The sequence below is a fragment of the Pseudomonas sp. LG1E9 genome (assembly GCF_003290225.1).
GTDB lineage: Bacteria > Pseudomonadota > Gammaproteobacteria > Pseudomonadales > Pseudomonadaceae > Aquipseudomonas > Aquipseudomonas cyclaminis.
Genome location: NZ_CP029983.1, coordinates 5,683,328 through 5,706,159, shown reverse-complemented (window position 1 = coordinate 5,706,159; position 22,832 = coordinate 5,683,328). Strand labels below are relative to the sequence as shown.

The window sequence follows — 22,832 nt, the reverse complement described above, 5'->3', positions numbered from 1 at the left end:
CGTCCCTGCATCTGCCTTCAGGAGTTCCCATGCGCTTGACCCAGATTATTGCCGCCGCAGCCATTGCGTTGGTTTCCACCTTTGCCGTCGCTGATGACGCTGCCGAGCAGATCATTCGCAAGAGCCTGGCCAACCTGCAGCTCGACACCCCGATCGAAAGCATCAGCGCCAGCCCGATGGCCGGCCTGTATGAAGTCAAGCTCAAGGGCAGCCGCGTGCTGTACGCCAGTGCCGACGGCCAGTACATCGTTCAGGGCTATCTGTTTCAGCTCAAGGACGGCAAGCCGGTCAACCTGACCGAGAAAGCCGAGCGTCTGGGCGTGTCCAAGCTGATCAATGGTATCCCAGTGGCTGAAACCGTGGTTTACCCGGCCATTGGCGAGACCAAGACCCACATCACGGTGTTCACCGACACCACCTGCCCGTACTGCCACAAGCTGCACGCCGAAGTGCCGGCGCTGAACAAGCTCGGTGTGGAAGTTCGCTACGTTGCGTTCCCGCGCCAGGGCCTGGGTTCGCCGGGTGACGAGCAGTTGCAAGCCGTATGGTGCTCGGCCGACAAGAAAGCGGCCATGGACAAGATGGTCGACGGCAAGGAAATCAAGGCTGCCAAGTGCGCCAATCCGGTCTCCAAGCAATTCGCCCTGGGCCAGTCCATCGGTGTGAACGGTACGCCGGCCATCGTTTTGGCTGACGGCCAGGTGATTCCGGGCTACCAGCCGGCACCACAAGTTGCCAAACTGGCGCTGAGTGCCAAATAAACCAGCATCGTCGAACCTTTGACGATCATGGCCCGTTGATAAGTCGACGGGCCATCAATTGAAAGCCGCAGTCGTGCGGCTGTTTTCCACGGCCGACCTTGCGTCGGCCGTTTCATGGGGAGTTCTTCAGTGAAACCGGTCAAAGTAGGCATCTGTGGATTAGGGACCGTCGGTGGCGGCACCTTCAACGTACTTCAGCGTAATGCTGAAGAAATTTCCCGCCGTGCAGGGCGTGGGATTGAAGTGGCGCAAATTGCCACGCGTTCGCCAAAGCCTCAGTTCGAAACGACCGGTATTGCGATTACCAACGATGTCTTCGCCGTGGCCACCAACCCTGAGATCGATATCGTCATTGAGCTGGTGGGCGGCTACACCGTAGCCCGTGAGCTGGTGCTCAAGGCCATCGAGAACGGCAAGCACGTGGTCACTGCCAACAAGGCGCTGATCGCCGTGCACGGCAACGAGATCTTCGCCAAGGCCCGCGAGAAGGGCGTGATCGTGGCGTTCGAAGCCGCCGTGGCCGGTGGTATCCCGGTAATCAAGGCGATCCGTGAAGGCCTGTCCGCCAACCGTATCAACTGGGTGGCCGGCATCATCAACGGCACCGGTAACTTCATCCTTACCGAAATGCGCGAGAAGGGCCGTACCTTCGAAGACGTGCTGGCCGAAGCCCAGGCGCTGGGCTACGCCGAAGCCGACCCGACATTCGACGTGGAAGGCATCGATGCCGCCCACAAGCTGACCATCCTGGCGTCCATCGCCTTTGGTATCCCGCTGCAGTTCGACAAGGCCTACACCGAAGGCATCACCAAGCTGACTACCGCCGACGTGAACTATGCCGAAGCCCTGGGCTATCGCATCAAGCACCTCGGTGTAGCGCGCAGCACCCCGGCCGGTATCGAGCTGCGTGTGCACCCGACGCTGATCCCGGCTGATCGCCTGATCGCCAACGTCAACGGCGTGATGAACGCGGTGATGGTCAATGGTGATGCTGCCGGTTCCACGTTGTTCTACGGCGCCGGCGCCGGCATGGAGCCGACCGCTTCTTCGGTGATCGCCGACCTGGTGGACGTGGTTCGCGCCATGACCAGCGACCCGGAAAACCGCGTACCGCACCTGGCCTTTCAGCCGGATTCGCTGTCGGCCCACCCGATCCTGCCGATCGAAGCGTGCGAAAGCGCCTACTACCTGCGCATCCAGGCCAAGGATCATCCGGGCGTGTTGGCCCAGGTCGCCAGCATCCTGTCCGAGCGCGGTATCAACATCGAGTCGATCATGCAGAAGGAAGTCGAGGAGCAAAACGGCCAGGTGCCGATGATCCTGCTGACCCACCGCGTGCTTGAGCAGCACATCAACGATGCCATCACCGCGTTGGAAGCCTTGCAAGGCGTCGTCGGCCCGGTCGTGCGTATTCGTGTCGAACACTTGAACTAACCGATTGTTCCAGGGGCCCCGCGCGTTCGGCGGCCTCTGTTCGAGAATGTTTTAGAGGAGCCAGTCATGCGTTATATCAGTACCCGCGGCCAGGCACCGGCCCTGAATTTCGAAGACGTCCTGCTGGCAGGCCTTGCCACCGACGGCGGCCTGTACGTGCCGGAAAACCTGCCACGCTTCACCCAGGAAGAAATCGCCTCCTGGGCCGGCCTGCCGTACCACGAGCTGGCGTTCCGGGTGATGCGCCCGTTCGTCACCGGCAGCATTCCGGATGCGGATTTCAAGAAGATCCTGGAAGAAACCTACGGCGTGTTTTCCCACAGCGCCATCGCGCCGTTGCGCCAACTGAACGGCAACGAGTGGGTATTGGAGCTGTTCCACGGCCCGACCCTGGCGTTCAAGGACTTCGCCCTGCAACTGCTCGGTCGTTTGCTGGACTACGTGCTGGAGAAGCGCGGCGAGCGCGTGGTGATCATCGGCGCGACCTCCGGTGACACCGGCTCGGCGGCGATTGAAGGCTGCAAGCACTGCGAAAACGTCGACATCTTCATCCTGCACCCGCATAAGCGTGTGTCCGAAGTGCAGCGTCGCCAGATGACCACCATCTTTGGTGAGAACATCCACAACATCGCCATCGAAGGCAACTTCGACGACTGCCAGGAAATGGTCAAGAACAGCTTCGCTGACCAGAGCTTCCTGAAAGGCACACGCCTGGTTGCGGTGAACTCGATCAACTGGGCGCGGATCATGGCCCAGATCGTCTACTACTTCCACGCCTCCCTGCAGTTGGGCGGCCCGGCGCGCTCGGTGTCGTTCTCGGTGCCGACCGGCAACTTCGGCGACATCTTCGCCGGCTACCTGGCGCGCAACATGGGCCTGCCGATCAACCAGTTGATCGTCGCCACCAACCGCAACGACATCCTGCACCGCTTCATGAGCGGCAATCAGTACGTCAAGGAAACCCTGCACGCGACCCTGTCGCCGTCCATGGACATCATGGTTTCGTCGAACTTCGAGCGTCTGCTGTTCGACATGCACGGTCGCAACGGCTCGGCGATTGCCGGCTTGATGGACACCTTCAAGAGCGGTGGCGGTTTCAGCGTGGATGAAGAGCGCTGGACCGAAACCCGCAAGCTCTTCGACTCCCTGGCCGTGGACGATGCTCAGACCTGCGAGACCATTGCCGAAGTCTATGCCCAGACCGGCGAGCTGCTCGACCCGCACACCGCCATCGGTGTGAAGGCCGCCCGCGAATGTCGTCGCAGCCTGGATATCCCGATGGTGATCCTGGGCACTGCCCACCCGGTCAAATTCCCCGAAGCGGTGGAGAAGGCTGGTGTTGGCAAAGCGCTAGAGCTGCCGGTGCACCTGACCGACCTGTTCGAACGTGAAGAGCGTTGCACGGTGTTGGCCAATGACTTGAAAGCCGTGCAGGCGTTTGTCAGCCAGCATGGCAACCGGGGCAAGCCGTTGTAAGGCAAACCGCGTACACAAAAACGCCGCTGTCCCTTCCTTGGGGCAGCGGCGTTTTTTGTTTTTGGCAGGCCCGATTAAACGACGGTCTACGTAAGCAGCTTATGTGCCAGGGCCATTACCGTACCTACGGCTGTGAAGAAGCCTATCGCGATGCCTACGGGGTACCAGAAGACTTCACGGGTTATCTTGTGGACTTCAGCGTTGAACTTGCGCTGTTCAGCATAGATACGTGATATGTCTGCGTGAATTTTCTCGATCGAGGCTTGTTGTTCATTGTGTTCCAGCATCATGTTCATCCTTCGCAATAAGGGCCTTTTGATATGCGCTCTCGCCTGCGCGGCGCAGTGAAAAACACTCAACGAGTATAGGATTCGCTCTGCGCCCCGGCGTCTGCAAACCCCAAAACAGCCACCCATTGCGTAAGCACTTATGTGCGGCCGTTTTTTCGTTGTCATGTTGCAAGTGCATGCTGGTTCTCGTCATCCCCTGACGGGCCTATAAAGACGAAAAAGCGAACTTTCCTACGTAACAACCAGTCACTTAGGATAGATGCAGCTCCCGTTAAAACGATTGTTCCCGAACTATTGAGTGGTGATCGAGATGGAAAGTATCAGCCTATTGCTCGAAGAAGCACTGAGCCCTTATCAGGTTACGCTGACCACCGCGGGTGTTCAGGACGAGTGCTTGGTGACGGTGAAGAATCCTGCTGGCGCTATCGTCGTCGAGCGTGAAGTCGACCGCGCCCAATTGATGGATAAGCGCGTGCTGGTGGACGTAGTGGACTGCTTGCTGCGCTATATCAAAATCGCGGAAGGGCGCGTGGAGCCCTCGGTCATCGCGGCCTTGCGTAACGCTGCCCAGACCCGCAGCGCTGCCCGCGCATGAAGAATTGTTCACTGATGGAAACTTCCTACAGCATGGCCGGTCAGATTTTGTAACAGCAAGAGCAAACATTGTGCTCCGGTGTTTGTGGCTTGCTGTACTGGTCTTTGTTGGCCACGTTTAACCCCGAAGTGTCTCCCCACGCTTCGGGGTTTCTTTTTGCCCGCGATTTGTCAGGGCATGGGCGTGTCCTGGTAGAACCGGGGGTGGTCGATCAGGTATTGCGCGCGTAGCGTCGGGTCGAGCCAGGCCGCGTAGGAGTGCAGCAGTTGAGCTTGGGGCAGTTCGCTCAACACTTGGTTGATGTGTTCAATCGCCTGGTGGCCCTGGCGCGTATTGGAGCAACCGATGTGAACACGCTGGTAGGGCATGGAGCCGGCAATGGGATAGAACGCCAATGTCAGCGGCTCAATACCCTGGCGCAGCGCGTGATAGCGAATTTCAGTCCAGTAGCCCAGCACCGCTTCCAGACGCCCCAAGCGCTGCATTTGCAGCAGGCTGCCCAGTGCGTCGTTTCCGTAGTGCAGTACGCGGTTGTGTGCGTCCGTGTGCTCCAGCACGTCGTCGATGAACGCCCCGTAGCTGCGCTCGGCCACCACGCCCAGGCGTGCGTGTTTATCCAGCAGGAGCGCCGAGAGGTCGACCCGCTGCTGTGCGATAAACGGCGCGAGCACTTCACGGTGGTCCTGGCGTACCACCACGCCGTTGCTGACGATGGAAAAAGCCGGACGCGAATACACCACCCACTTGGCCCGCTCCGGCGTCCACAGCATGGTGGGGTCGCAGGTCAGGGCGGTTGTCTGCAGCATTTGCAGGCCGCGCGCACGGTTGACGTGCAGAATCTTGTGCTGGTACTCGGGCAGGCGATCCATCAGCATCGGCAGCAATTCGTCGATGGCGCCCTGACCCTTTTGCGGGCCGTCGAAGATGATCATCGGCGGCAAGTCGCGGATCAGCCAGGTCAAGGTGTCCGCCGCCTGGGCTGGCAATGGCAGAAGTCCGAACAACGGTGCACAAAGGCCCAGCAGCCAACGATGCGCCATTATCTTGAGTTGGCCATCAGATCGCCCCTTGCTCACGTAAACGGGTAATGGCCGCGGCGTCGTAGCCCAGTTCGTTGAGCAACACACTGTTGTGTTCGCCCAACTGCGGCCCGACCCACTCGCAACTGCCGGGAGTATCTGACAGCTTGGGCACGATGCCTGGCATTTTGAAGTCCTTGCCGCCTGGCAACCGGGCCTTGAGGAACATCTCTCGCGCCAGGAATTGCGGGTCACCCAGCATATCCTCGGCACTGTAGATCCGACTGGCGGGCACCTCGGCCTTGTTCAGTCGCTCCACCACCTGCTCCAGTGACAGTGAGCTGACCCAGCGATCAATCACGCCATACAGCTCATCACGGCGGCCATCGCGGCCGTCATTGCTCGCCAACTGCGGGTCGTTCGCCAGGTCTTCACGGCCGATGGCGCTCATGAACCGTTTGAAGATCGCATCCCCATTGGCGCCGATCTGCACATGCTTGCCGTCCGCGCTGGTATGGATCGACGACGGCGTAATGCCGGGCATGATGTTGCCGGTGCGCTCGCGGATAAAGCCGAACACGTCGAACTCGGGGATCATGCTTTCCATCATGGCGAAGATGGCTTCATACAGTGCTACATCCACCACTTGCCCCACGCCGCCATTCACTTCGCGATGACGCAGCGCCATCAGCGCCCCGATCACTGCCCACAAAGCAGCGATAGAGTCGCCAATGGAAATCCCGGTGCGCACCGGCGGGCGGTCCTCGAAACCGGTGATGTAACGCAGCCCGCCCATGGATTCGCCCACGGCGCCAAAGCCCGGCTGATCCTTCATCGGCCCGGTCTGGCCAAAGCCCGAGAGCCGCACCATCACCAGTTTCGGGTTCAGCGCGTGCAGGGTTTCCCAGCTCAGGCCGAGCTTTTCCAGCACGCCGGGGCGAAAGTTCTCGATGAGGATGTCGGCGTCCGCCAGCAGTTGCTTGAGAATCGCCAGCCCGTCCGGGTGCTTGAGGTTCAGCGTCAGGGATTTCTTGTTGCGCGCTTGTACGAACCACCACAGCGAGGTGCCCTCGTACAGCTTCCGCCATTTGCGCAGCGGGTCGCCTCCATCCGGGGATTCGACCTTGATCACCTCGGCGCCGAATTCCGCGCAGATACGCGAAGCGAACGGGCCGGCGATCAGGGTGCCGAGTTCGATGACTTTCAGGCCGGCAAGCGGTTTGGCATTAAACGACATGAGGATCCTTGGCTACGCAGAGCGGGTGTGTGAAGCCTTTTAACATAGGCGGGCGGCCAGGGATAAGCATGATGCAGCGCAGGATTCGTTGAATGGCCCCGCCATCGGTTAGACTGGCCGCCTTTCCCTGTCTCTAGAAGCCCGTTCATGGCCCAGCCGTCCACGACCTACAAATTCGAACTCAACCTCACCGACCTTGATCGTTCGGTGTACGAGAGCGTCAAACAGACCATCGCCCGTCACCCTTCGGAAACCGAAGAGCGCATGACCGTGCGCTTGCTGGCCTATGCCCTGTTTTACAACGAGCAATTGGCGTTCGGTCGTGGCTTGTCAGATGTAGACGAACCAGCCCTGTGGGAAAAAAGCCTGGATGATCGGGTTCTGCACTGGATCGAAGTCGGCCAGCCCGATGCTGATCGCCTGACCTGGTGTTCGCGTCGCACCGAACGCACCAGCCTACTGGCGTATGGCAGCCTGCGTGTGTGGGAAGGCAAAGTGGTGCCGGTGGCGAATAACCTGAAGAACGTGCACATCGCCGCGGTGCCTCAGGAGATTCTGGAGACCCTGGCCAAGGACATGCCCCGCGTGATCAAGTGGGACGTTATGATCAGCGAAGGCACGATCTTCGTCACCGATGACCGTGGCCAGCATGAAGTGCAACTGCAATGGCTGGTTGGCGGACGCGATTGAAAAATGTGGGAGCGAGCAAGCCCCCTCCCACAGTGATTTGTGTTGTATGAAGAATTGTCGTTTAACCGTTGTATCCGCAGAGAAGTCATCACCCCCGTATGCGTATCGATCCTCGCCCGTTGCCCGCCGTCCTGCCATTCCTCGGCGATCTGCCGCCGCTGTTGACCCGTCTCTACGCCGCACGCGGTGTGCAGTCCGAGGCCGAGCTGGATAAAGGCCTCGCGCGGTTGATTCCCTATCAGCAGCTCAAGGGTATCGACGCGGCGGTTGATCTGCTGGTGACGGCCCTGGAGCAGCGCCAGCGCATCCTGATCGTTGGCGACTTCGACGCCGATGGCGCCACCGCCAGCACCGTGGGCACTTTGGGCCTGCGTTTGCTCGGTGCGGCCCATGTGGATTACCTGGTGCCCAACCGCTTCGAATACGGCTATGGCCTGACCCCGGAGATTGTCGCCGTGGCGTTGCAGCGCGAGCCGCAGTTGCTGATCACCGTGGACAACGGCATCTCCAGCGTCGAAGGCGTGGCGGCGGCGAAGGCGGCGGGGTTGCAGGTGTTGGTCACCGACCACCACTTGCCGGGTGATGAGTTGCCGGCGGCCGATGCCATCGTCAACCCGAATCAGCCAGGTTGTGAGTTTCCCAGCAAGGCCTTGGCTGGGGTGGGCGTGATCTTTTATGTGTTGATGGCCCTGCGCGCACGCCTGCGCGATATGGGCTGGTATGCGAACAAGCCGCAACCGAACATCGGCGATCTGCTTGATCTGGTCGCCCTGGGCAGCGTCGCCGACGTGGTGCCGCTGGACGCCAACAACCGCATCCTGGTGCATCAGGGCCTGGAGCGCATTCGTGCTGGTCGCGCTCGGCCGGGGATCAAGGCGATCCTGGAAGTGGCCAAGCGTGACGCCGCGCGCATCACCTCTACCGACCTGGGCTTTATCGTGGGGCCACGGCTCAATGCCGCCGGGCGCCTGGACGACATGAGCCTGGGTATCGAATGCCTGCTCACCACGGATTTCGCGGCGGCGCGGGAAATGGCAGCGCAACTGGACGGCATGAACCAGGACCGTAAATCCATCGAGCAAGGCATGCAGCGCGAGGCCCTGGCCCAGCTCAAGGACCTGCCGGTGGAATCGATGCCCTACGGTCTGTGCTTGTTCGACCCCGAATGGCATCAGGGCGTGATCGGCATCCTGGCTTCGCGCATGAAAGAGCGCTATTTCCGCCCGACCATCGCCTTCGCCGACGCCGGCGATGGCTTGCTCAAGGGCTCTGGGCGCTCTGTGCCGGGTTTTCACATCCGTGATGCCCTGGCGGTGGTCGCCAGCCAGCATCCCACCCTGATCGCCAAATACGGCGGCCACGCCATGGCGGCTGGTCTGACATTGCCCGAGGCGAATTTCCCACTGTTTGCCGAAGCCTTTGATGCCGAAGTACGTCGGCAATTGCGAGAAGAAGACCTCACCGGACGCCTGCTGTCCGACGGCACCCTGGCGGTCGAGGAGTTCCACCTGGAGCTGGCCCGCGCCCTGCGGCATGCCGGGCCGTGGGGGCAACACTTTCCCGAGCCGTTGTTTCACGGTGTGTTCCAGCTGGTAGAACAGCGGGTGGTGGGTGAGCGGCACCTGAAGGTGGTGCTCAAGAGCGAATGTGGCTCAGTGAAGCTCGATGGCATTGCCTTTGGGGTGGACCGTGAGGTCTGGCCGAACCCGACTGTGCGCTGGGTGGAACTGGCCTACAAGCTGGATGTGAACGAGTTTCGTGGGAATGAAACCGTGCAACTGATGATTGCGCATATCGAGCCGCGCTGAATCTTACTGGCAATGCAAAACAAATGTGGGAGGGGGCTTGCCCCCTCCCACATTTGGTTTAATTACTCGGCCTTGGCCTGGTGCTTGACGATGATATCCACCAACCGCTGGGCCAGCGCCGGGTAGTTCTCGTCGAAGTGATGCCCACCGGGCAGCTTCAGCGCCTCACCTACGGCTGTCTTGTCGGTGCAGCCACTCTCGTCGACTTCTTCGGCGCCATAGATGCACACCACTTTCTCCGGCGGCAGCTTGGCCATTTCCGGGCCGGTCGCGGCTTCTTTGCCGGCGTTGCCCAGCCAACCTTCCACTTCGATCTCAAAGCTGCCGGTGCGGGCGAAGGCCAGGAGAATGATCGCGTCGACGCGCTGCTGCTCGTTTTCCGGCATGCGGTTGTAGATCGCCGGCAGCACGTCGGCGCCGAACGAATAACCGGTCAGCACGAAGCGCTTGGTGCCCCATTTCTGGCGGTAGTGCTGCATCAGCTCGGTCAGGTCTTTGGCGCTTTGTTCCGGGGTCTTGTGCTGCCAGTAGTAGCGCAGGGTGTCGATGCCGACCACCGGGTAGCCGATCTTGGCCATTTCGCCCGCGACGTCACGGTCCAGATCACGCCAGCCGCCATCACCGGAGAGGAACAGGGTCACAGTGTCCTTGGCCTGGCCCGCCGGGACTTCTACTACGGGAATCGCCAGGCCGCCGTTGTCCGAACCCACCAGTTGCTTGCGCAATTCGTTGTTCAGCACCTGCGGGTAGTGAATGTCGTAGTCGCTGATGCTGGTGGTGGCGCGCGGTGTGTCGCGTACGAAACTGGCGCTTTCGTCGTCAGGGTTATCGTTCCACGCGACCAGCCAGTTGCCGTGTGCGGCCGTTTTCGGCAGTGGGTCCTTGCAGCCTTCCTGCACCAGAGCGAAGCCGACGGAGATGGCGTTGGCGTTGTCGTCGTTCTGTGCGGCCAGCCAGCGCCAGGCCAGCGCCGCGCCAGGCCCGATGCCGCTGACCAGGGTCGCCGGGCCTTTGAGCTGGCCCAGGGCGCTTTGCAGCGCTTGTTCCTGCAGCTTGCAGTCATCTTTTGGCAGGATCACCTGGACGATCTGCGCCTTGCCACCCTGGCTGAGGGTGATCAACTGGCTGTCGGTCAGGGTTTCGTCGGCCATCACCGCCACGGCGACGCGGGCTTTGGACGTGCCGGCTGGGGTGACGCGGGTCATCACCGAGCCGTCGGCCTGGGGCAGTTGCTCCAGGGTCGGCTGCGGGGCAGGGCGTTTCAAGTACCAAAAGCTGCCACCCAGGACCAGGGCCAGCAGCACTACAAAGGCCAATACATACCGCCAGGAGCGTCGAATCATCAGCGTTTCACCAATCCAGTCAAGCCGCCCGCGATCAGGGCGGCGGTATCGGCCAGTGCCACCAGCGGATCAAGTCCTGCGGGCACGGCCATGTAACGGGGTTCCCAGTCGGGCTGGAACTTGTCTTTGAAGCGGCGCAAACCTTGGAAGTTATACAGCTGCTCACCGCGCCGGAACACCATCGAACCCAGGCGCTGGGTCAGTGGCGCGCCGCGTCGCGGTTGCAGGCCCGACAACGGCACCATGCCGAGGCTGAAGCGGGCGTAGCCGTGACTCTTATAGTGTTGAATCAGGCCGACCATCATGAACTCCATGGTCAACTTGGGTGCTTCCGGATGGGCACGCATCAGGTCAAGGCTGGCCAGGTCGTGATTGTACGTCTCAAGCAGGTTGGCGAAGGCTACCGGGCGTCCTTCGAAGCGAATGATCGCAATGCGAAAGTGCTTGAGGTAGTCATCACTGAAGCGTCCCAGGGAAAAGCCCTTTTCGCGCACATTCTTACCCGTCAGCCAAGCGTCCGAGATGACTTTTAATTCATCCATCGGCGCCGTACCCGGTTCATGGATCTCCAGGGACAAGCCGTCCCGGGTGCCACGGTTCCAGGTGTAGCGCAGGTCCTTCATCTCTTTGCCCTTGGCTTCCAGGTCAAAGCGTTTCAGGTCGACGCGGGCTTCTTCGCCCAGCTTGATGGCGGTGAGGCCGATGTCCATGTAATACGGCAGGTTCTCTGCCCGCACCTGATAGAACACTGGGCGCGCATGGTGGATATCGCACAGGTCGCGGAACTGCCAGATCATCTCGGCCCGTTGTTGTGTCGGCCCGATCGGGTCGTACAAGGCCACCAGGCTGCGGCCGCGACGGGCATACATCAGGAAGGCTTCGTCGTTGGGGTGGAACAGCAGCGCCTTGTCACCGGTCAGCGCCAGGCCGCCGTCGGGCTGGGACGAGGCCATCAGGATCCTGGAAGCACGCTCCAGCTCATCCGGGGTCGGCAGGTGAATCACCGGGCGTGCGGTGCGCAGCAGCCAGGTCAGCGACACGATCACCAGTAGCACGGCGGCCCCCAGCAATGAGCGCAGGCCGCGTGGGGCGTTGGCGTCGAGGGTGAACTGCCACCACAGTTGATGGCTGTACGGCACATCTTGATAGGCAAACAGCAGCAGCCAGATCGAGGCGCCCAGCACGCAGACGCTGGCCACCAGATACAGCGGCGAAAACGGCAGTTCGGTCAGGCGGCTGGCGCGGTAGAACGAGCGGCGGAAGATCGCCAGCAGTATCGCGGTCATGGTCATCAGGCTGGCTTCTTCCCAGTCGAAACCCTTGAGCAGCGAAAGCAGGGCGCCCACCAGCAGCAGCACCATGGTCAGCATCCAGGCCGCCGACAGACGTCGACGCAGGCCCTGGGCGAGCAACAGGCACAGCACGCCGATCAGACTGGCACCAAAGTGCGAGGCGTCAATCAGGCGGTGGGGAATCAGGAAGCCGATGTTTTCCAGGCGTGAGTCGATCTCTGGCGTGGCGCCGGAAAACAGCAGGACCACGCCGGACAAAAAAACCAGTACGGCCAACACCGGTGCCGCCAGGCCTGAGGCGACGCGCAGGCTCTGCTGGGTCTGGAACAGCCGCTGCGCTTCGTTGATCAGCAGGAACACGCACGCGATCAGCAGTGGCAGCACCACGTAGATCATGCGATACAGCAGCAGCGCGGCGGCCAGTGGCGCTGCGCCAAGCTTGTCTGCAAACGCGGCGAGCAGGATCGCTTCGAACACCCCGACACCGCCCGGCACATGGCTGAGCACGCCGGCGGCGAGCGCCAGCAGGTACACCAGCAGGAACGGGCCGAAGGGCGGCGCTTCCGGCAGCAGCAGATAAAGGACGGTGGCGGCAGCGGCGACATCCAGCGCAGTGATCACCAGTTGCAGGAACGTCAGGCGCCGGCCGGGCAGGCGCAGGGTGCGACGGCCGACCTTGACCAGCAGGTTGTCGGGGTAAGGTTGCTCCGGCAAGCGGCGGCGATAGATACCGATGCACAGCGCGGCCGACAACAGCAGCACGGCACCGGCAATCGCGCCGAGCAAACCTTGCGACAGGTGCAAGTAGGTCGACGCCGCCGGCAGGTTGCTCAGCGTCGCGAGTGCGGCCAGTGGCGGCAGGGCACAACCCAGGGCCAGGCTGGCGAACACGGTCATATGGGCGACTTCCGAAGCCCCGATGCCATGGCGTGCATATAAACGGTAACGCACCGAACCGCCGGAGAGCATCGACAGGCCAATCGCGTTGCCAATGGCAAAGGCGGTGAAGCCACCATGGGCCAGGGTCTTGGCAGGCAACTTCACTCCGGCGTAGCGCGCCCCGGAAAACTCATAACCCAGCAGAATGATGAATCCTGCAACGGCAGCGGCAAAGGCTCCGAGCAGGGCGGGTTTGGGCACTTCCAGGATCGAGTCGTGGAGGGCGTAGAGATCCAGTTCCAGCAGCAAGTGGCGGCAGGCGATCAGGGCGATGCCGAACAGCAACAGAGTGACCGCCAGCCCGATGGGTTGCCGGTATTTGCTCAACAGATCCAGCCAACGTAAACGGGTGGGAGTGATCGGATGTTCTGCTGTGACGGTGTCTTGTGGTTCAGACGAGTTGGCGCGCATCAATCACCTCGTGGATTGTGCGCGACAGGATGGGGGTATCCAGCCAAGTTACCAATCCCTATGGACAAAATAATCACAAATATTAACGCGGATCACCGAGTGCGGCGACAGCGGCCATTGGTCGTAGAGGAGTAAGCATAGCGTGTGATGAGATGGACTCCACAAACCGTGTACGGTTTCATGAAAGATGCCATGCCATTGTTTCAGAAGAACTTTTTCGTCAGATACAAAAAAGGCCACTCTTTCGAGTAGCCTTTTTTGATGTTTGGTTGCGGGAGCCGGATTTGAACCGACGACCTTCGGGTTATGAGCCCGACGAGCTACCAGACTGCTCCATCCCGCGTCTGTGGGCGGCATTCTACAGCCAAGCGGCGAGGTGTCAACCGTTAATCAACCGATGAGTCAAATAAGTGTGAATTAACTGCCCAGGCAACCTAAGTTCACGATTGAAAACGCTTTTTGGTCGGCGTGCTTGCTGTGGTGAGTGGTCTTGCTGTGGTGAGCGGGCTTGCTGTGGTGAGCGGGCTTGCCCCGCGCCGGGCTGCGAAGCAGCCCATAGTGAAGTTCACGCGATCCCCGATTGAAAAACAGCCACGCACAAAAAAGGCCACTCTTTCGAGTAGCCTTTTTTGATGTTTGGTTGCGGGAGCCGGATTTGAACCGACGACCTTCGGGTTATGAGCCCGACGAGCTACCAGACTGCTCCATCCCGCGTCTGTGTGTCGGCATTCTACAGAGGATCGCGAGTGTGTCAACCCGCGATTCGAAGAAAAGCGCTTGCGGTTCAATCGGTTAGCTCTCCATATGGGCGTATATGGGCTGCGCGGGCCAGTCGGGCCAAGGGTTTGGGCTCTATCGGGATGCTGATTTCGATTGAGAAAATAAATTCTTCTGCGAAATTTCCTACCGCTCAGGCGGAAGATTCAAACTACTGGTGCTATATACAGGGGTGAGTGCGATACTGCCCGCCCGTTGGATTTCACCCCTTCTATATATGACGCAGCGCAAAATCATCCACGTCGACTGTGATTGCTTCTACGCCGCCATCGAGATGCGCGATAACCCGAGCCTGGCGCAAAAACCGCTGGCGGTGGGCGGCTCGGCGGACCGACGGGGCGTGATCGCTACGTGCAATTACGAGGCGCGGGCGTATGGCGTGCGTTCGGCCATGTCGTCGCGCCATGCCTTAAAGCTCTGCCCGGACCTGACCATCGTCAAGCCGCGTATGGATGCCTATAAGGAAGCGTCGAAGGAAATCCAGACGATCTTTCGCGACTACACCGACCTGATCGAGCCATTGTCCTTGGATGAGGCCTATCTGGACGTGTCCGACAGCCCACATTTTGGCGGCAGCGCCACGCGCATCGCCCAGGATATTCGCCGTCGCGTGTCCAACCAGTTGCATATCACCGTGTCGGCAGGCGTGGCGCCGAACAAATTCCTGGCCAAGATCGCCAGCGACTGGAAAAAGCCCAACGGTCTGTTCGTGATTACGCCGGACCAGGTCGAAGATTTTGTCTCTCAGTTGCGCGTCAGCAAGTTGCACGGCGTGGGCAAGGTCACGGCCGACAAGCTGGCACGTTTGGGTATTGAAGACTGCCTGCAACTACGCGAGTGGAACAAGCTGGCGCTGGTGCGCGAATTCGGCAGTTTTGGTGAGCGGCTTTGGAACCTGGCCCGTGGTATTGACGAGCGCATTGTGCAGAACGACAACCGCCGGCAATCGATCAGTGTGGAAAATACCTACGATGTGGACCTGCCGGATCTCTCAAGCTGCCTGGAAAAACTCCCTGAGCTGATGGAAACCCTGGCGGGGCGCATGGCGCGCATCGACAGCAGTTACCGTGCGGGCAAGCCATTCGTTAAGGTGAAGTTTCATGACTTTACCCAAACGACCTTGGAGCAGGCCGGGGCGGGGAGGGATTTGGAGAGTTATCAACAGCTGATGACCCAGGCGTTTAATCGCGGAGGGAAACCGGTGCGGTTGCTGGGGATCGGGGTGCGGTTGCTGGATTTGAGCAGTGGCAATGAACAGCTGGAGTTCTCCTGGTAGCAACCGTGAGCAAAATGTGGGAGGGGACAAGCCCGCTCCCACATTTGGATCTTCACATGGCCTAAGGCTTAGCGTGCGCCGGGATCTGCCACCAGCCGCCCTGCATCCTTGGTCAACGCCTGCAGAAATTCCTGCTGCAACTCCGGATCATTGCGGGTCAGTTCGATCAGGCTTTGTTCCAGTTCACTGGCTTCTTCTTCCAGGCCCAGCTCCGACAGGCGCTTGACCCGGTGCACCCACTGGCTGACTTCGTCATCTTCCAGGTCGTCGTAGATCAGGCCGTGGGCTTCCAGCAGCTTGCCACGCAAGGTGCTGCTGATGGCCAGGGTCGAGTCCGAATGCACGTCGTCCTGGCCATCTTCCACGCTGATCTTCAAGGTCGTGACGCGGTTCAGGTCTTGCTCGGCAAACGGGCTGTCCAACAGGTTCAGGCGCAGCACGCCGTTGCGGTCGGTGGTCAGCTCGTGGATCTTTTTGCCGGCAGTCACCTGTACCGGTCGTTCGCTCCAAGGCAAGCTCGAATACTCCACACGTTTATCACGCTGGACTTCATCGATACCCGCCAGGTTCTGTTGCGCGCGGCCGTGGGATTGCACGTTCATGAACGGGTTGAGGCCGTCCACGCCGTAGCTCAGCCAGTCGTGGGTCATGCTGGTCGGCAAGTTGCCGAGGGCGAAGATATTCGCCACGTTGGCACCCGCGCCCGCCACCAATGCCACCGCACCCAGGGGCAGCTCATAGAGTTTGCGCCAGGGCTGGTAGGGCGTGTAGCGGTCGTAACGACGGGTGACTTCGAACTCGGTGACCTCGAAGGTCTTCTGCTCGTGAATGCGAACCCGGCGTTGCGGCAGCTCCAGCACTTTAGGCTCGCCTACATCGATCTGCAGGCTGTGGTCGAGCAACTTACGCTCGACCCGCTCCTCGTGCTCACTGCGTTGTGACATCTGGTTGGCGCAGCCGCTGACCAGCAGGGCGCCGCACAAGGCGGCGCCCCCCAGGGCTCTGGTGTTTCGCTTGAACATGACTTCTCTTGATCTGGTTTTCAGCGACGAATACGCGCCTGAAGGAAAGACAGCACGTCAGCCACCGGCAACGGTTGGGCTTCGGCTTCGGTCCGGCTCTTGTATTCCAGATTGCCATCGGCCAGGCCGCGGTCACTGACCACGATCCGGTGCGGGATGCCAATCAGCTCCATGTCGGCGAACTTGATGCCCGGGCTGGTTTTCTTGTCCCGGTCATCGAGCAACACTTCAAAACCGGCGGCCGTCAGTTCGGCATACAGTTTGTCGGTGGCTTCGCGTACTTGCTCGGTTTCATAACGCAGCGGTACCAGGGCGATCTGGAACGGCGCCAGGGTGTCGCTCCAGATGATGCCTTTCTCGTCGTTGTTCTGCTCGATGGCAGCTGCAACCACGCGGGATACGCCGATGCCGTAGCAGCCCATGTCCAGGGTGATCGGCTTGCCGTTCTCGCCCAGCACTTCGCACTTCATCGCCTTGCTGTACTTGTTACCCAGCTGGAAGATGTGCCCGACTTCGATGCCGCGCTTGATTTCCAGGGTACCCTTGCCATCCGGGCTCGGGTCGCCTGCAACCACGTTGCGCAGGTCGGCCACGGTCGGAACCGGCAGGTCACGTTCCCAGTTCACGCCGAAGTAGTGCTTGTCGTCGATGTTCGCGCCGATGCCGAAGTCGCTCATCAGCTCGACCGAACGGTCGATGATGATCGGCAGCGGCAGGTTCAACGGGCCGAGGGAGCCGGCGCCGGCGCCAATGGCGTTGCGCAGTTCGTCATCGGTGGCCATGACCAGCGGGCTGGCTACGCCAGGTTGCTGGGCAGCCTTGATTTCGTTGAGTTCGTGGTCGCCACGGATCACCAGGGCGATCAGCTTGCCTTCTTCCTCGGCGCGCACGATCAGGGTCTTGATGGTCTTTTCAATCGGCAGATTGAATTTTTCCACCAGGGCCGCGATGGTCTTGGTCTCTGGCGTGTCCACCAGGCGCAGCTCTTCAGCCGGTGCTGCACGCGAGGTTTCACGTGGCACGGCTTCGGCTTTCTCGATGTTCGCCGCGTAGTCGGAACCGTTGCTGAACGCGATATCGTCTTCGCCAGACTCAGCCAGTACGTGGAACTCGTGGGAACCAGCACCGCCGATGGAGCCGTTGTCCGCTTCAACCGCGCGGAACTTCAGGCCCAGGCGCGTGAACACGTTGCAGTAGGCCTGGTGCATGCGGTCGTAGGTGGCCTGCAGCGATGCCTGGTCAGCGTGGAACGAATAGGCGTCCTTCATGATGAATTCGCGGCCGCGCATCAAACCGAAGCGTGGGCGGATTTCATCACGGAATTTGGTCTGGATCTGATACAGGTTCAGCGGCAGCTGCTTGTAGCTGCTCAGCTCGTTGCGCATCAGGTCGGTGATCACTTCTTCGTGGGTCGGGCCGGCGCAGAAGTCGCGGCCGTGACGGTCCTTGAAGCGCAGCAACTCAGGGCCGTACTCTTCCCAGCGCCCGGATTCCTGCCACAGCTCAGCCGGTTGGGTGCTCGGCATCAACACTTCGAGAGAGCCGGCGGCGTTCATTTCTTCACGAACGATGGCTTCGACCTTGCGCATCACCTTCAAGCCCATGGGCAGCCAGGTGTACAGGCCGGAGGCCAGTTTGCGGATCATGCCGGCGCGCAGCATCAGCTGATGGCTGATCACAACCGCGTCGGAAGGCGTTTCTTTCTGTGTGGCGAGCAAATATTGACTGGTACGCATGGTAGGCCGTTGTCGGTTGCTTGGACTTGAAATGACTTGGGATTGTACGGGCGCAAACTGCTGGAGTACAGGCATCAGAATGCAGAGGGGTGTGCAGGCTAATGTGGGAGGGGGCTTGCCCCCGATTGCGGTGTGTCAGCTATGTATAAGCTGACTGACACTCTGCCATCGGTGGCAAACCCCCTCGCACATTGTCCGGCTGGTGTCAGTCTTCCTGCGGGGGATTCAACCGAATCCGCCGATTTTCCTGATACCAGTGCAGCGCAATCAACAGCAGCGTCGGCACGCCCAGCATGCAGGTGATCAGGAAGAAGTTGTGGTACCCGAACTTCTCAACCATCACCCCCGAATACCCACCGATCAGGCGCGGCAGCAGCAGCATGATCGAACTGAGCAGCGCATATTGGGTGGCGGAAAACTTGAGGTTGGTCAGGCTCGACAGATAGGCCACAAATGCCGACGTGGCGAGGCCGGAGCTGAAGTTATCCAGGGAGATGGTGAAGATCAGCATCTGCAGGTCCGGGCCCATGTCGGCGAGCATCACGAACAGCAGGTTGGTACCGGCCGACGCCACGCCGCCGATGAACAGGATCGGCAGGATGCCGAAGCGCACAATCAGCAGGCCGCCCATGCCGGCGCCGAGCAGGGTCATGATCAGGCCGAAGATCTTGCTGACCCCGGCGATCTGGTCCTTGGTGAAGCCCTGGTCGATATAGAACACGTTGGCCATCACGCCCATCACCGTGTCGGACATGCGATAGGTGGCGATCAGTCCGAGCAACAGCAATGCCTGCCAGCGGTAGCGCAGGATAAAGTCGTTGACCGGCGTGAGCACGGGCGCCAGGCCGCGACGGCCCATGGTCGAGAGGCACAGGGCGGTGAGGGTGATATAGAGAATGGCGCGCAGGAATGCGCGGTCTTCCATCAGCAGGTCCCACACGCTGGTGTCGTGGAACAGCACGCTAGCGAAGTCGGTGTTGTACAGCTGGGTAAACATGGCGGGTACGGACACCAGCAGCACGATCAGCACAAACACCGACATCAGTTGATGCATGAAGCTGTAGCGCCCGGCCTGCAACTGGGTGCGCAGTGGCACATTCGGTTCGCGCATGAACAGGGTGGTCAGCAGCGCGGGGACCATCAGCACGCCGAACAGCACATAGGTGCCAGTCCACGCCGAGTGTTTATAGTTGAAACCGGTGGAGCCGAAGCCTTCGGCAAAGAACAGCGCGCCCGCCGTGGCGAGCAGGGCGGCGATGCGGTAGCCGGACATATAGCTGGCGGCCAGTGCGGCCTGGCGGCTGTCGTCGGCGATTTCCAGGCGATAGGCGTCGACCGCGATGTCCTGGGTGGCGGACGCGAAGGCAACGACGACGGCAATAGCGATCAGCCAGGACAAGTGTTTCTGCGGGTCGCAGAAACCCATGCCAATCAATCCGAGGATCACCAGCGATTGGGCCAATACCAACCAGGAACGACGTCGTCCAAGTTTGCCGAGCAGCGGCAGGCGCCATTGGTCGAGCAGCGGCGACCAGACCCACTTGAAGGCGTACGCCAGGCCGATCAGGCTCGCGTAGCCAATGGTCTCGCGGGCCACACCGGCCTCGCGCAACCACACCGAAAGCGTCGAGAACACCAACATGTAAGGCAGGCCGGCGGCAAAGCCGAGCAACAACAGGACTAACGTCGAGGGGCTGGCATAGGCGGCGAGCGCGGCGCGCCAGGTTTTACGGGGCATGGGCTGGAGTCTGCCTCAGGTTCGCGGAAACAAAGCGCGCACTCTAACCGCTGTGCTCTACCGGGCGCCAGCCATGGCGCTGAATATCCACGCGATTATTGCGGACAGTCACGCCTTCATCGCGCAAACGCGCGCGCTGCTCGTCGCCCGAGACGCTGCCCACCGGCAGACTTATCCGACCACCGGCACCCAGCACGCGGTGCCAGGGCAATGTGGTGCCTTCGGGAAGCTGGCTCAAGGTGCGTCCCACCCAGCGGGCGGCGCGTCCCAAGCCCGCCAGTTGCGCCAGCTCGCCGTAGCTCAACACGCAGCCGGCGGGGACTTGCGCCAAGGTCAGGTACAGCGCGGTGCGGCGCATCTCGGCGGGGCTTTGCGGGGTGTCGGCAGAGAGGTTCACTGAGCAGCTATCCGTTGAAATCGTCTGTCTATCTGTAAGAAACGTCTGTAAACATGGCGATGAGAATTGAACTCAACACAAAACCTTGAGTCAGTCCTAGCTATCTAACACGATAACCGCCCCTTTTCGCCAACCCTGAGCTCCTTATCCGCTTATGTTGTCCAGAACCCTGCTGTGCCTCGCTGTCCTCAGTGCCTCCACGCCCTTACTTGCCGATACGGTCTGGTTGAAAAACGGTGACCGCCTGACCGGCAAAATCAAGGTCTTCGACGGTGGCAAATTACTGATCCAGACTGACTATGCCGGCGCCATCCCGGTGGACTGGAAGCAGGTCAAGACCCTGGAAAGCGACCAGGAATTGCTGGTCAAGCAGGACGCCTACACCGGCGAAAAGGCGAAATCCCTGAAGGCCGCAGACGATGGCAAAGTGGTGTTGGCCAATGGCGAGGCGCCGAAGACCGTTGACCTGGCCAGCATCCAGCAGATCATCAAGCCAAAGCCGGTGATCGAAGACCTGGTGTGGAAGGGTAATGTCGACCTGGCGCTGGACTACAAGCGTGCCGAGAACGACACCAACGACTACGACATCGACTTCAAGACCACGGCGCGTCATGGTCAATGGCGTCACACCGGCCAGGGCGAATACAACCGCGAGTTTCAGGACGATGTCACCACCACGGACAACTGGGCCCTGGAATACGACCTGGACCGATTCCTCACCGAACACTGGTTCTGGCAGGGGCGCCTGACCTACAAGCGCGACAAGGTTGAAGACCTCGCGCGCCAACGCACAGTCGGTACCGGCCCGGGCTATCAGTTCTGGGATGATGAGCTGGGCGCGTTCTCCCTTGGCTCGCTGGTCAACCGCACCGACTATGAATACGCCACGGGCGGTAAGGACAATTTCTACTCGGTGGCCATGAAGTGGAATTACAACCGCTATCTGGTCGGCAAGACAGTCGAGTTCTTTACCACCGGTGAATTGGGCCGTCCTATCGACGGGCCTGTGGATTATTCCCTGGATGCCGAGATGGGCCTGCGCTACAAGGTCACCGAATGGGCTTCCCTCAATCTCAAGGCCGAGCGCGACGTCATCAGTGGCGATTCGGAAAGCAGCTTGAGCAAGACCCGCTACACCGCAGGCTTCGGCGTGGCCTGGTAACACAGAGCCGCTGGCAACCTGCGCGTATATTGATTACCTTGTGTTGAGATCCATTCCCATATGCTGTGGGCGGCTGAATACCCGAGGAGTCATACGTTGAGCGCGCACGTTGCCAAGAACGCCCGAGAGCTGTTGCTCAAGGAATACCGTGGGGCTCTCGCCACACAATCCAAAGCCATGCCAGGATTCCCCTTCGGCTCGGTCGTGCCGTACTGCCTGGACGAGCAGGGCCGCCCACTGATCCTGATCAGCCGTATTGCCCAGCACACCCACAACCTGCAAAAAGACCCGAAGTGCTCGCTGCTGGTCGGCGAACGCGAGGCCGATGATGTGCAGGCAGTGGGGCGCCTGACCTACCTGGCCGAAGCCGAGAAGCTGGAGGAGGGCGCCGCCATCGAAGCCGCCGCCGAACGCTATTACCGCTACTTCCCCGATTCCGCCAACTACCACAAGGCCCATGACTTTGACTTCTGGGTGCTCAAGCCGGTGCGCCACCGTTACATCGGCGGCTTTGGCGCGATTCACTGGGTCGATCAGTTGAACCTGGCCAATCCATTCGCGGGCAAGGCCGAGCGCAGCATGATCGATCACATGAACAGCGATCACACCCAGGCTATCACCCATTACGTTCAGCTTGCCGGCCTGCCGACTTCCGAGCCCGCGCAACTGGCCGGCATCGACAGCGAAGGCATGCACCTGCGCATCGGCCAATCCTTGTACTGGCTGCCGTTTGCCGAGTCTTGCAACACGCCGACACAAGTGCGCGAAGCCTTGGTTTCATTGGCTCACGCCGACGTCTGGCCGAAAAAAGCCGCGGCTGACGCTTGAATTCACATAATGGCGACGTCATCTAAGGTGGACTGGCAAGGCATTCTTGCGTTGAGGAACCTTTTGATGCGCCCTTTTTTATTGCTCTTTCTGCTGTTCCCGGTGTTGGAGCTGTTCGTATTCGTTCAAGTCAGCAGTGCGATCGGTTTTTTCCCGGCCCTGTTGCTGATCATTCTCGGCTCGATGCTCGGCGTCCTGGTGCTGCGCGTCGCCGGCCTGGCCACGGCACTGCGTGCCCGTGAAAGCCTGAACCGCGGCGAACTGCCGGCCCAGACCATGCTTGAAGGCCTGATGATGGCCCTGGCCGGTGGCCTGTTGATCCTGCCGGGTTTCGTCAGCGATGTGCTCGGGCTGTTCCTGTTGTTGCCGTTCACCCGCAAGCTGCTGGCCGGCAAGATGCGTCAGCGCGCCGAAGAGGCGGCGATCCGCCAGCGTGCGTTTGCCGACGACCTGCAACCCCGTGGCGGCCCGGCTCCGCGCCAGCCGTTGGGGCGTGAAGGTGATGTGATCGAAGGTGAGTTCGAACACCGCGACAGCAAATAACCGCTTGATTGGCACGGCACCCTGGGGTGCCGTGTTGCTTTTATCGCTCGGCAGCTGC

General features: G+C 60.6%; 19 protein-coding genes and 2 tRNA genes. 10 read left to right on the top strand and 11 right to left on the bottom strand.

Features of this window, described 5'->3' with window-relative positions; translation table 11 throughout:
* Positions 1-29 precede the first annotated feature (29 nt).
* The 3 genes from DNK50_RS26140 to thrC all read left to right on the top strand — a co-directional run bounded on the left by DNK50_RS26140 (position 30) and on the right by thrC (position 3,671).
* A complete protein-coding gene (locus DNK50_RS26140; RefSeq protein WP_112196637.1) occupies positions 30-761 on the top strand; it encodes a thioredoxin fold domain-containing protein in 732 nt (243 codons plus the stop codon).
* Positions 762-890: 129 nt separating this feature from the next.
* Positions 891-2,195 carry a homoserine dehydrogenase gene (locus DNK50_RS26135; protein ID WP_032890791.1) on the top strand — a complete coding sequence of 435 codons (1,305 nt, stop codon included), beginning with the start codon at positions 891-893 and terminating at the stop codon, positions 2,193-2,195.
* Between the two features lie 66 nt (positions 2,196-2,261).
* The gene (gene thrC, locus DNK50_RS26130) at positions 2,262-3,671 is read left to right on the top strand and encodes a threonine synthase (protein ID WP_032890793.1); all 1,410 of its coding nucleotides are present in this window, start codon (positions 2,262-2,264) and stop codon (positions 3,669-3,671) included.
* 86 nt (positions 3,672-3,757) lie between these two features.
* Here thrC and DNK50_RS26125 read toward each other — a convergent pair whose 3' ends face one another.
* On the bottom strand, positions 3,758-3,961 hold the full coding sequence (locus DNK50_RS26125) for a hypothetical protein (protein WP_371929460.1): 204 nt from the start codon (positions 3,959-3,961) through the stop codon (positions 3,758-3,760).
* 310 nt (positions 3,962-4,271) lie between these two features.
* Between DNK50_RS26125 and DNK50_RS26120 the strand changes: the two genes are divergently transcribed.
* Positions 4,272-4,556 (top strand): DUF3509 domain-containing protein, encoded by a 285-nt coding sequence (locus tag DNK50_RS26120; protein WP_112196636.1) that lies wholly within the window; start codon positions 4,272-4,274, stop codon positions 4,554-4,556.
* Positions 4,557-4,726: 170 nt separating this feature from the next.
* Here the strand turns inward: DNK50_RS26120 and DNK50_RS26115 are convergent, their stop codons facing one another.
* Both DNK50_RS26115 and DNK50_RS26110 read right to left on the bottom strand, forming a co-directional pair.
* Positions 4,727-5,596: a TIGR02285 family protein gene (locus tag DNK50_RS26115; protein WP_112196635.1), complete on the bottom strand. Its 870-nt coding sequence runs from the start codon at positions 5,594-5,596 to the stop codon at positions 4,727-4,729.
* 16 nt (positions 5,597-5,612) lie between these two features.
* Entirely contained in the window at positions 5,613-6,812 is a 1,200-nt protein-coding gene (locus DNK50_RS26110; protein ID WP_112196634.1) for a CaiB/BaiF CoA-transferase family protein, read from the bottom strand.
* Between the two features lie 147 nt (positions 6,813-6,959).
* On the opposite strand from DNK50_RS26110, the gene DNK50_RS26105 reads away from it, so the two are divergent.
* Positions 6,960-7,502 (top strand): YaeQ family protein, encoded by a 543-nt coding sequence (locus DNK50_RS26105; RefSeq protein WP_112196633.1) that lies wholly within the window; start codon positions 6,960-6,962, stop codon positions 7,500-7,502.
* A 98-nt stretch (positions 7,503-7,600) separates the two neighbouring features.
* Complete coding sequence (gene recJ, locus DNK50_RS26100; RefSeq protein WP_112196632.1) at positions 7,601-9,310, top strand: single-stranded-DNA-specific exonuclease RecJ; 1,710 nt, start codon at positions 7,601-7,603, stop codon at positions 9,308-9,310.
* 62 nt (positions 9,311-9,372) lie between these two features.
* On the opposite strand, the gene DNK50_RS26095 is transcribed toward recJ, so the two are convergent.
* The 4 genes from DNK50_RS26095 to DNK50_RS26080 form a co-directional block, all read right to left on the bottom strand.
* Positions 9,373-10,653, bottom strand: coding sequence for a virulence factor family protein (locus DNK50_RS26095; RefSeq protein WP_099585563.1), 1,281 nt, complete (start codon positions 10,651-10,653; stop codon positions 9,373-9,375).
* A complete protein-coding gene (mprF, locus tag DNK50_RS26090) occupies positions 10,653-13,295 on the bottom strand; it encodes a bifunctional lysylphosphatidylglycerol flippase/synthetase MprF (protein WP_099585562.1) in 2,643 nt (880 codons plus the stop codon). Before mprF ends, DNK50_RS26095 begins: the two co-directional genes overlap by 1 nt.
* A gap of 266 nt (positions 13,296-13,561) precedes the next feature.
* Positions 13,562-13,638 (bottom strand) — tRNA-Met (locus DNK50_RS26085).
* 294 nt (positions 13,639-13,932) lie between these two features.
* A tRNA-Met gene (locus DNK50_RS26080) sits at positions 13,933-14,009 on the bottom strand.
* 280 nt (positions 14,010-14,289) lie between these two features.
* On the opposite strand from DNK50_RS26080, the gene dinB reads away from it, so the two are divergent.
* Positions 14,290-15,348 carry a DNA polymerase IV gene (gene dinB, locus DNK50_RS26075; protein ID WP_112196631.1) on the top strand — a complete coding sequence of 353 codons (1,059 nt, stop codon included), beginning with the start codon at positions 14,290-14,292 and terminating at the stop codon, positions 15,346-15,348.
* 68 nt (positions 15,349-15,416) lie between these two features.
* On the opposite strand, the gene DNK50_RS26070 is transcribed toward dinB, so the two are convergent.
* The 4 genes from DNK50_RS26070 to DNK50_RS26055 form a co-directional block, all read right to left on the bottom strand.
* Positions 15,417-16,370: a hypothetical protein gene (locus DNK50_RS26070; RefSeq protein ID WP_099585560.1), complete on the bottom strand. Its 954-nt coding sequence runs from the start codon at positions 16,368-16,370 to the stop codon at positions 15,417-15,419.
* Between the two features lie 20 nt (positions 16,371-16,390).
* On the bottom strand, positions 16,391-18,106 hold the full coding sequence (locus DNK50_RS26065; protein WP_099585559.1) for a proline--tRNA ligase: 1,716 nt from the start codon (positions 18,104-18,106) through the stop codon (positions 16,391-16,393).
* Positions 18,107-18,311: 205 nt separating this feature from the next.
* Positions 18,312-19,844: an AmpG family muropeptide MFS transporter gene (locus DNK50_RS26060; RefSeq protein WP_099585558.1), complete on the bottom strand. Its 1,533-nt coding sequence runs from the start codon at positions 19,842-19,844 to the stop codon at positions 18,312-18,314.
* Positions 19,845-19,887: 43 nt separating this feature from the next.
* Positions 19,888-20,202 carry an MGMT family protein gene (locus tag DNK50_RS26055; RefSeq protein ID WP_371929533.1) on the bottom strand — a complete coding sequence of 105 codons (315 nt, stop codon included), beginning with the start codon at positions 20,200-20,202 and terminating at the stop codon, positions 19,888-19,890.
* Positions 20,203-20,395: 193 nt separating this feature from the next.
* On the opposite strand from DNK50_RS26055, the gene DNK50_RS26050 reads away from it, so the two are divergent.
* The 3 genes from DNK50_RS26050 to DNK50_RS26040 all read left to right on the top strand — a co-directional run bounded on the left by DNK50_RS26050 (position 20,396) and on the right by DNK50_RS26040 (position 22,774).
* A complete protein-coding gene (locus DNK50_RS26050; RefSeq protein ID WP_099585556.1) occupies positions 20,396-21,403 on the top strand; it encodes a DUF481 domain-containing protein in 1,008 nt (335 codons plus the stop codon).
* Positions 21,404-21,499: 96 nt separating this feature from the next.
* Positions 21,500-22,231 (top strand): HugZ family protein, encoded by a 732-nt coding sequence (locus DNK50_RS26045; protein ID WP_112196629.1) that lies wholly within the window; start codon positions 21,500-21,502, stop codon positions 22,229-22,231.
* Between the two features lie 66 nt (positions 22,232-22,297).
* Complete coding sequence (locus DNK50_RS26040; RefSeq protein ID WP_099585554.1) at positions 22,298-22,774, top strand: FxsA family protein; 477 nt, start codon at positions 22,298-22,300, stop codon at positions 22,772-22,774.
* The last annotated feature ends 58 nt before the right edge of the window (positions 22,775-22,832 follow it).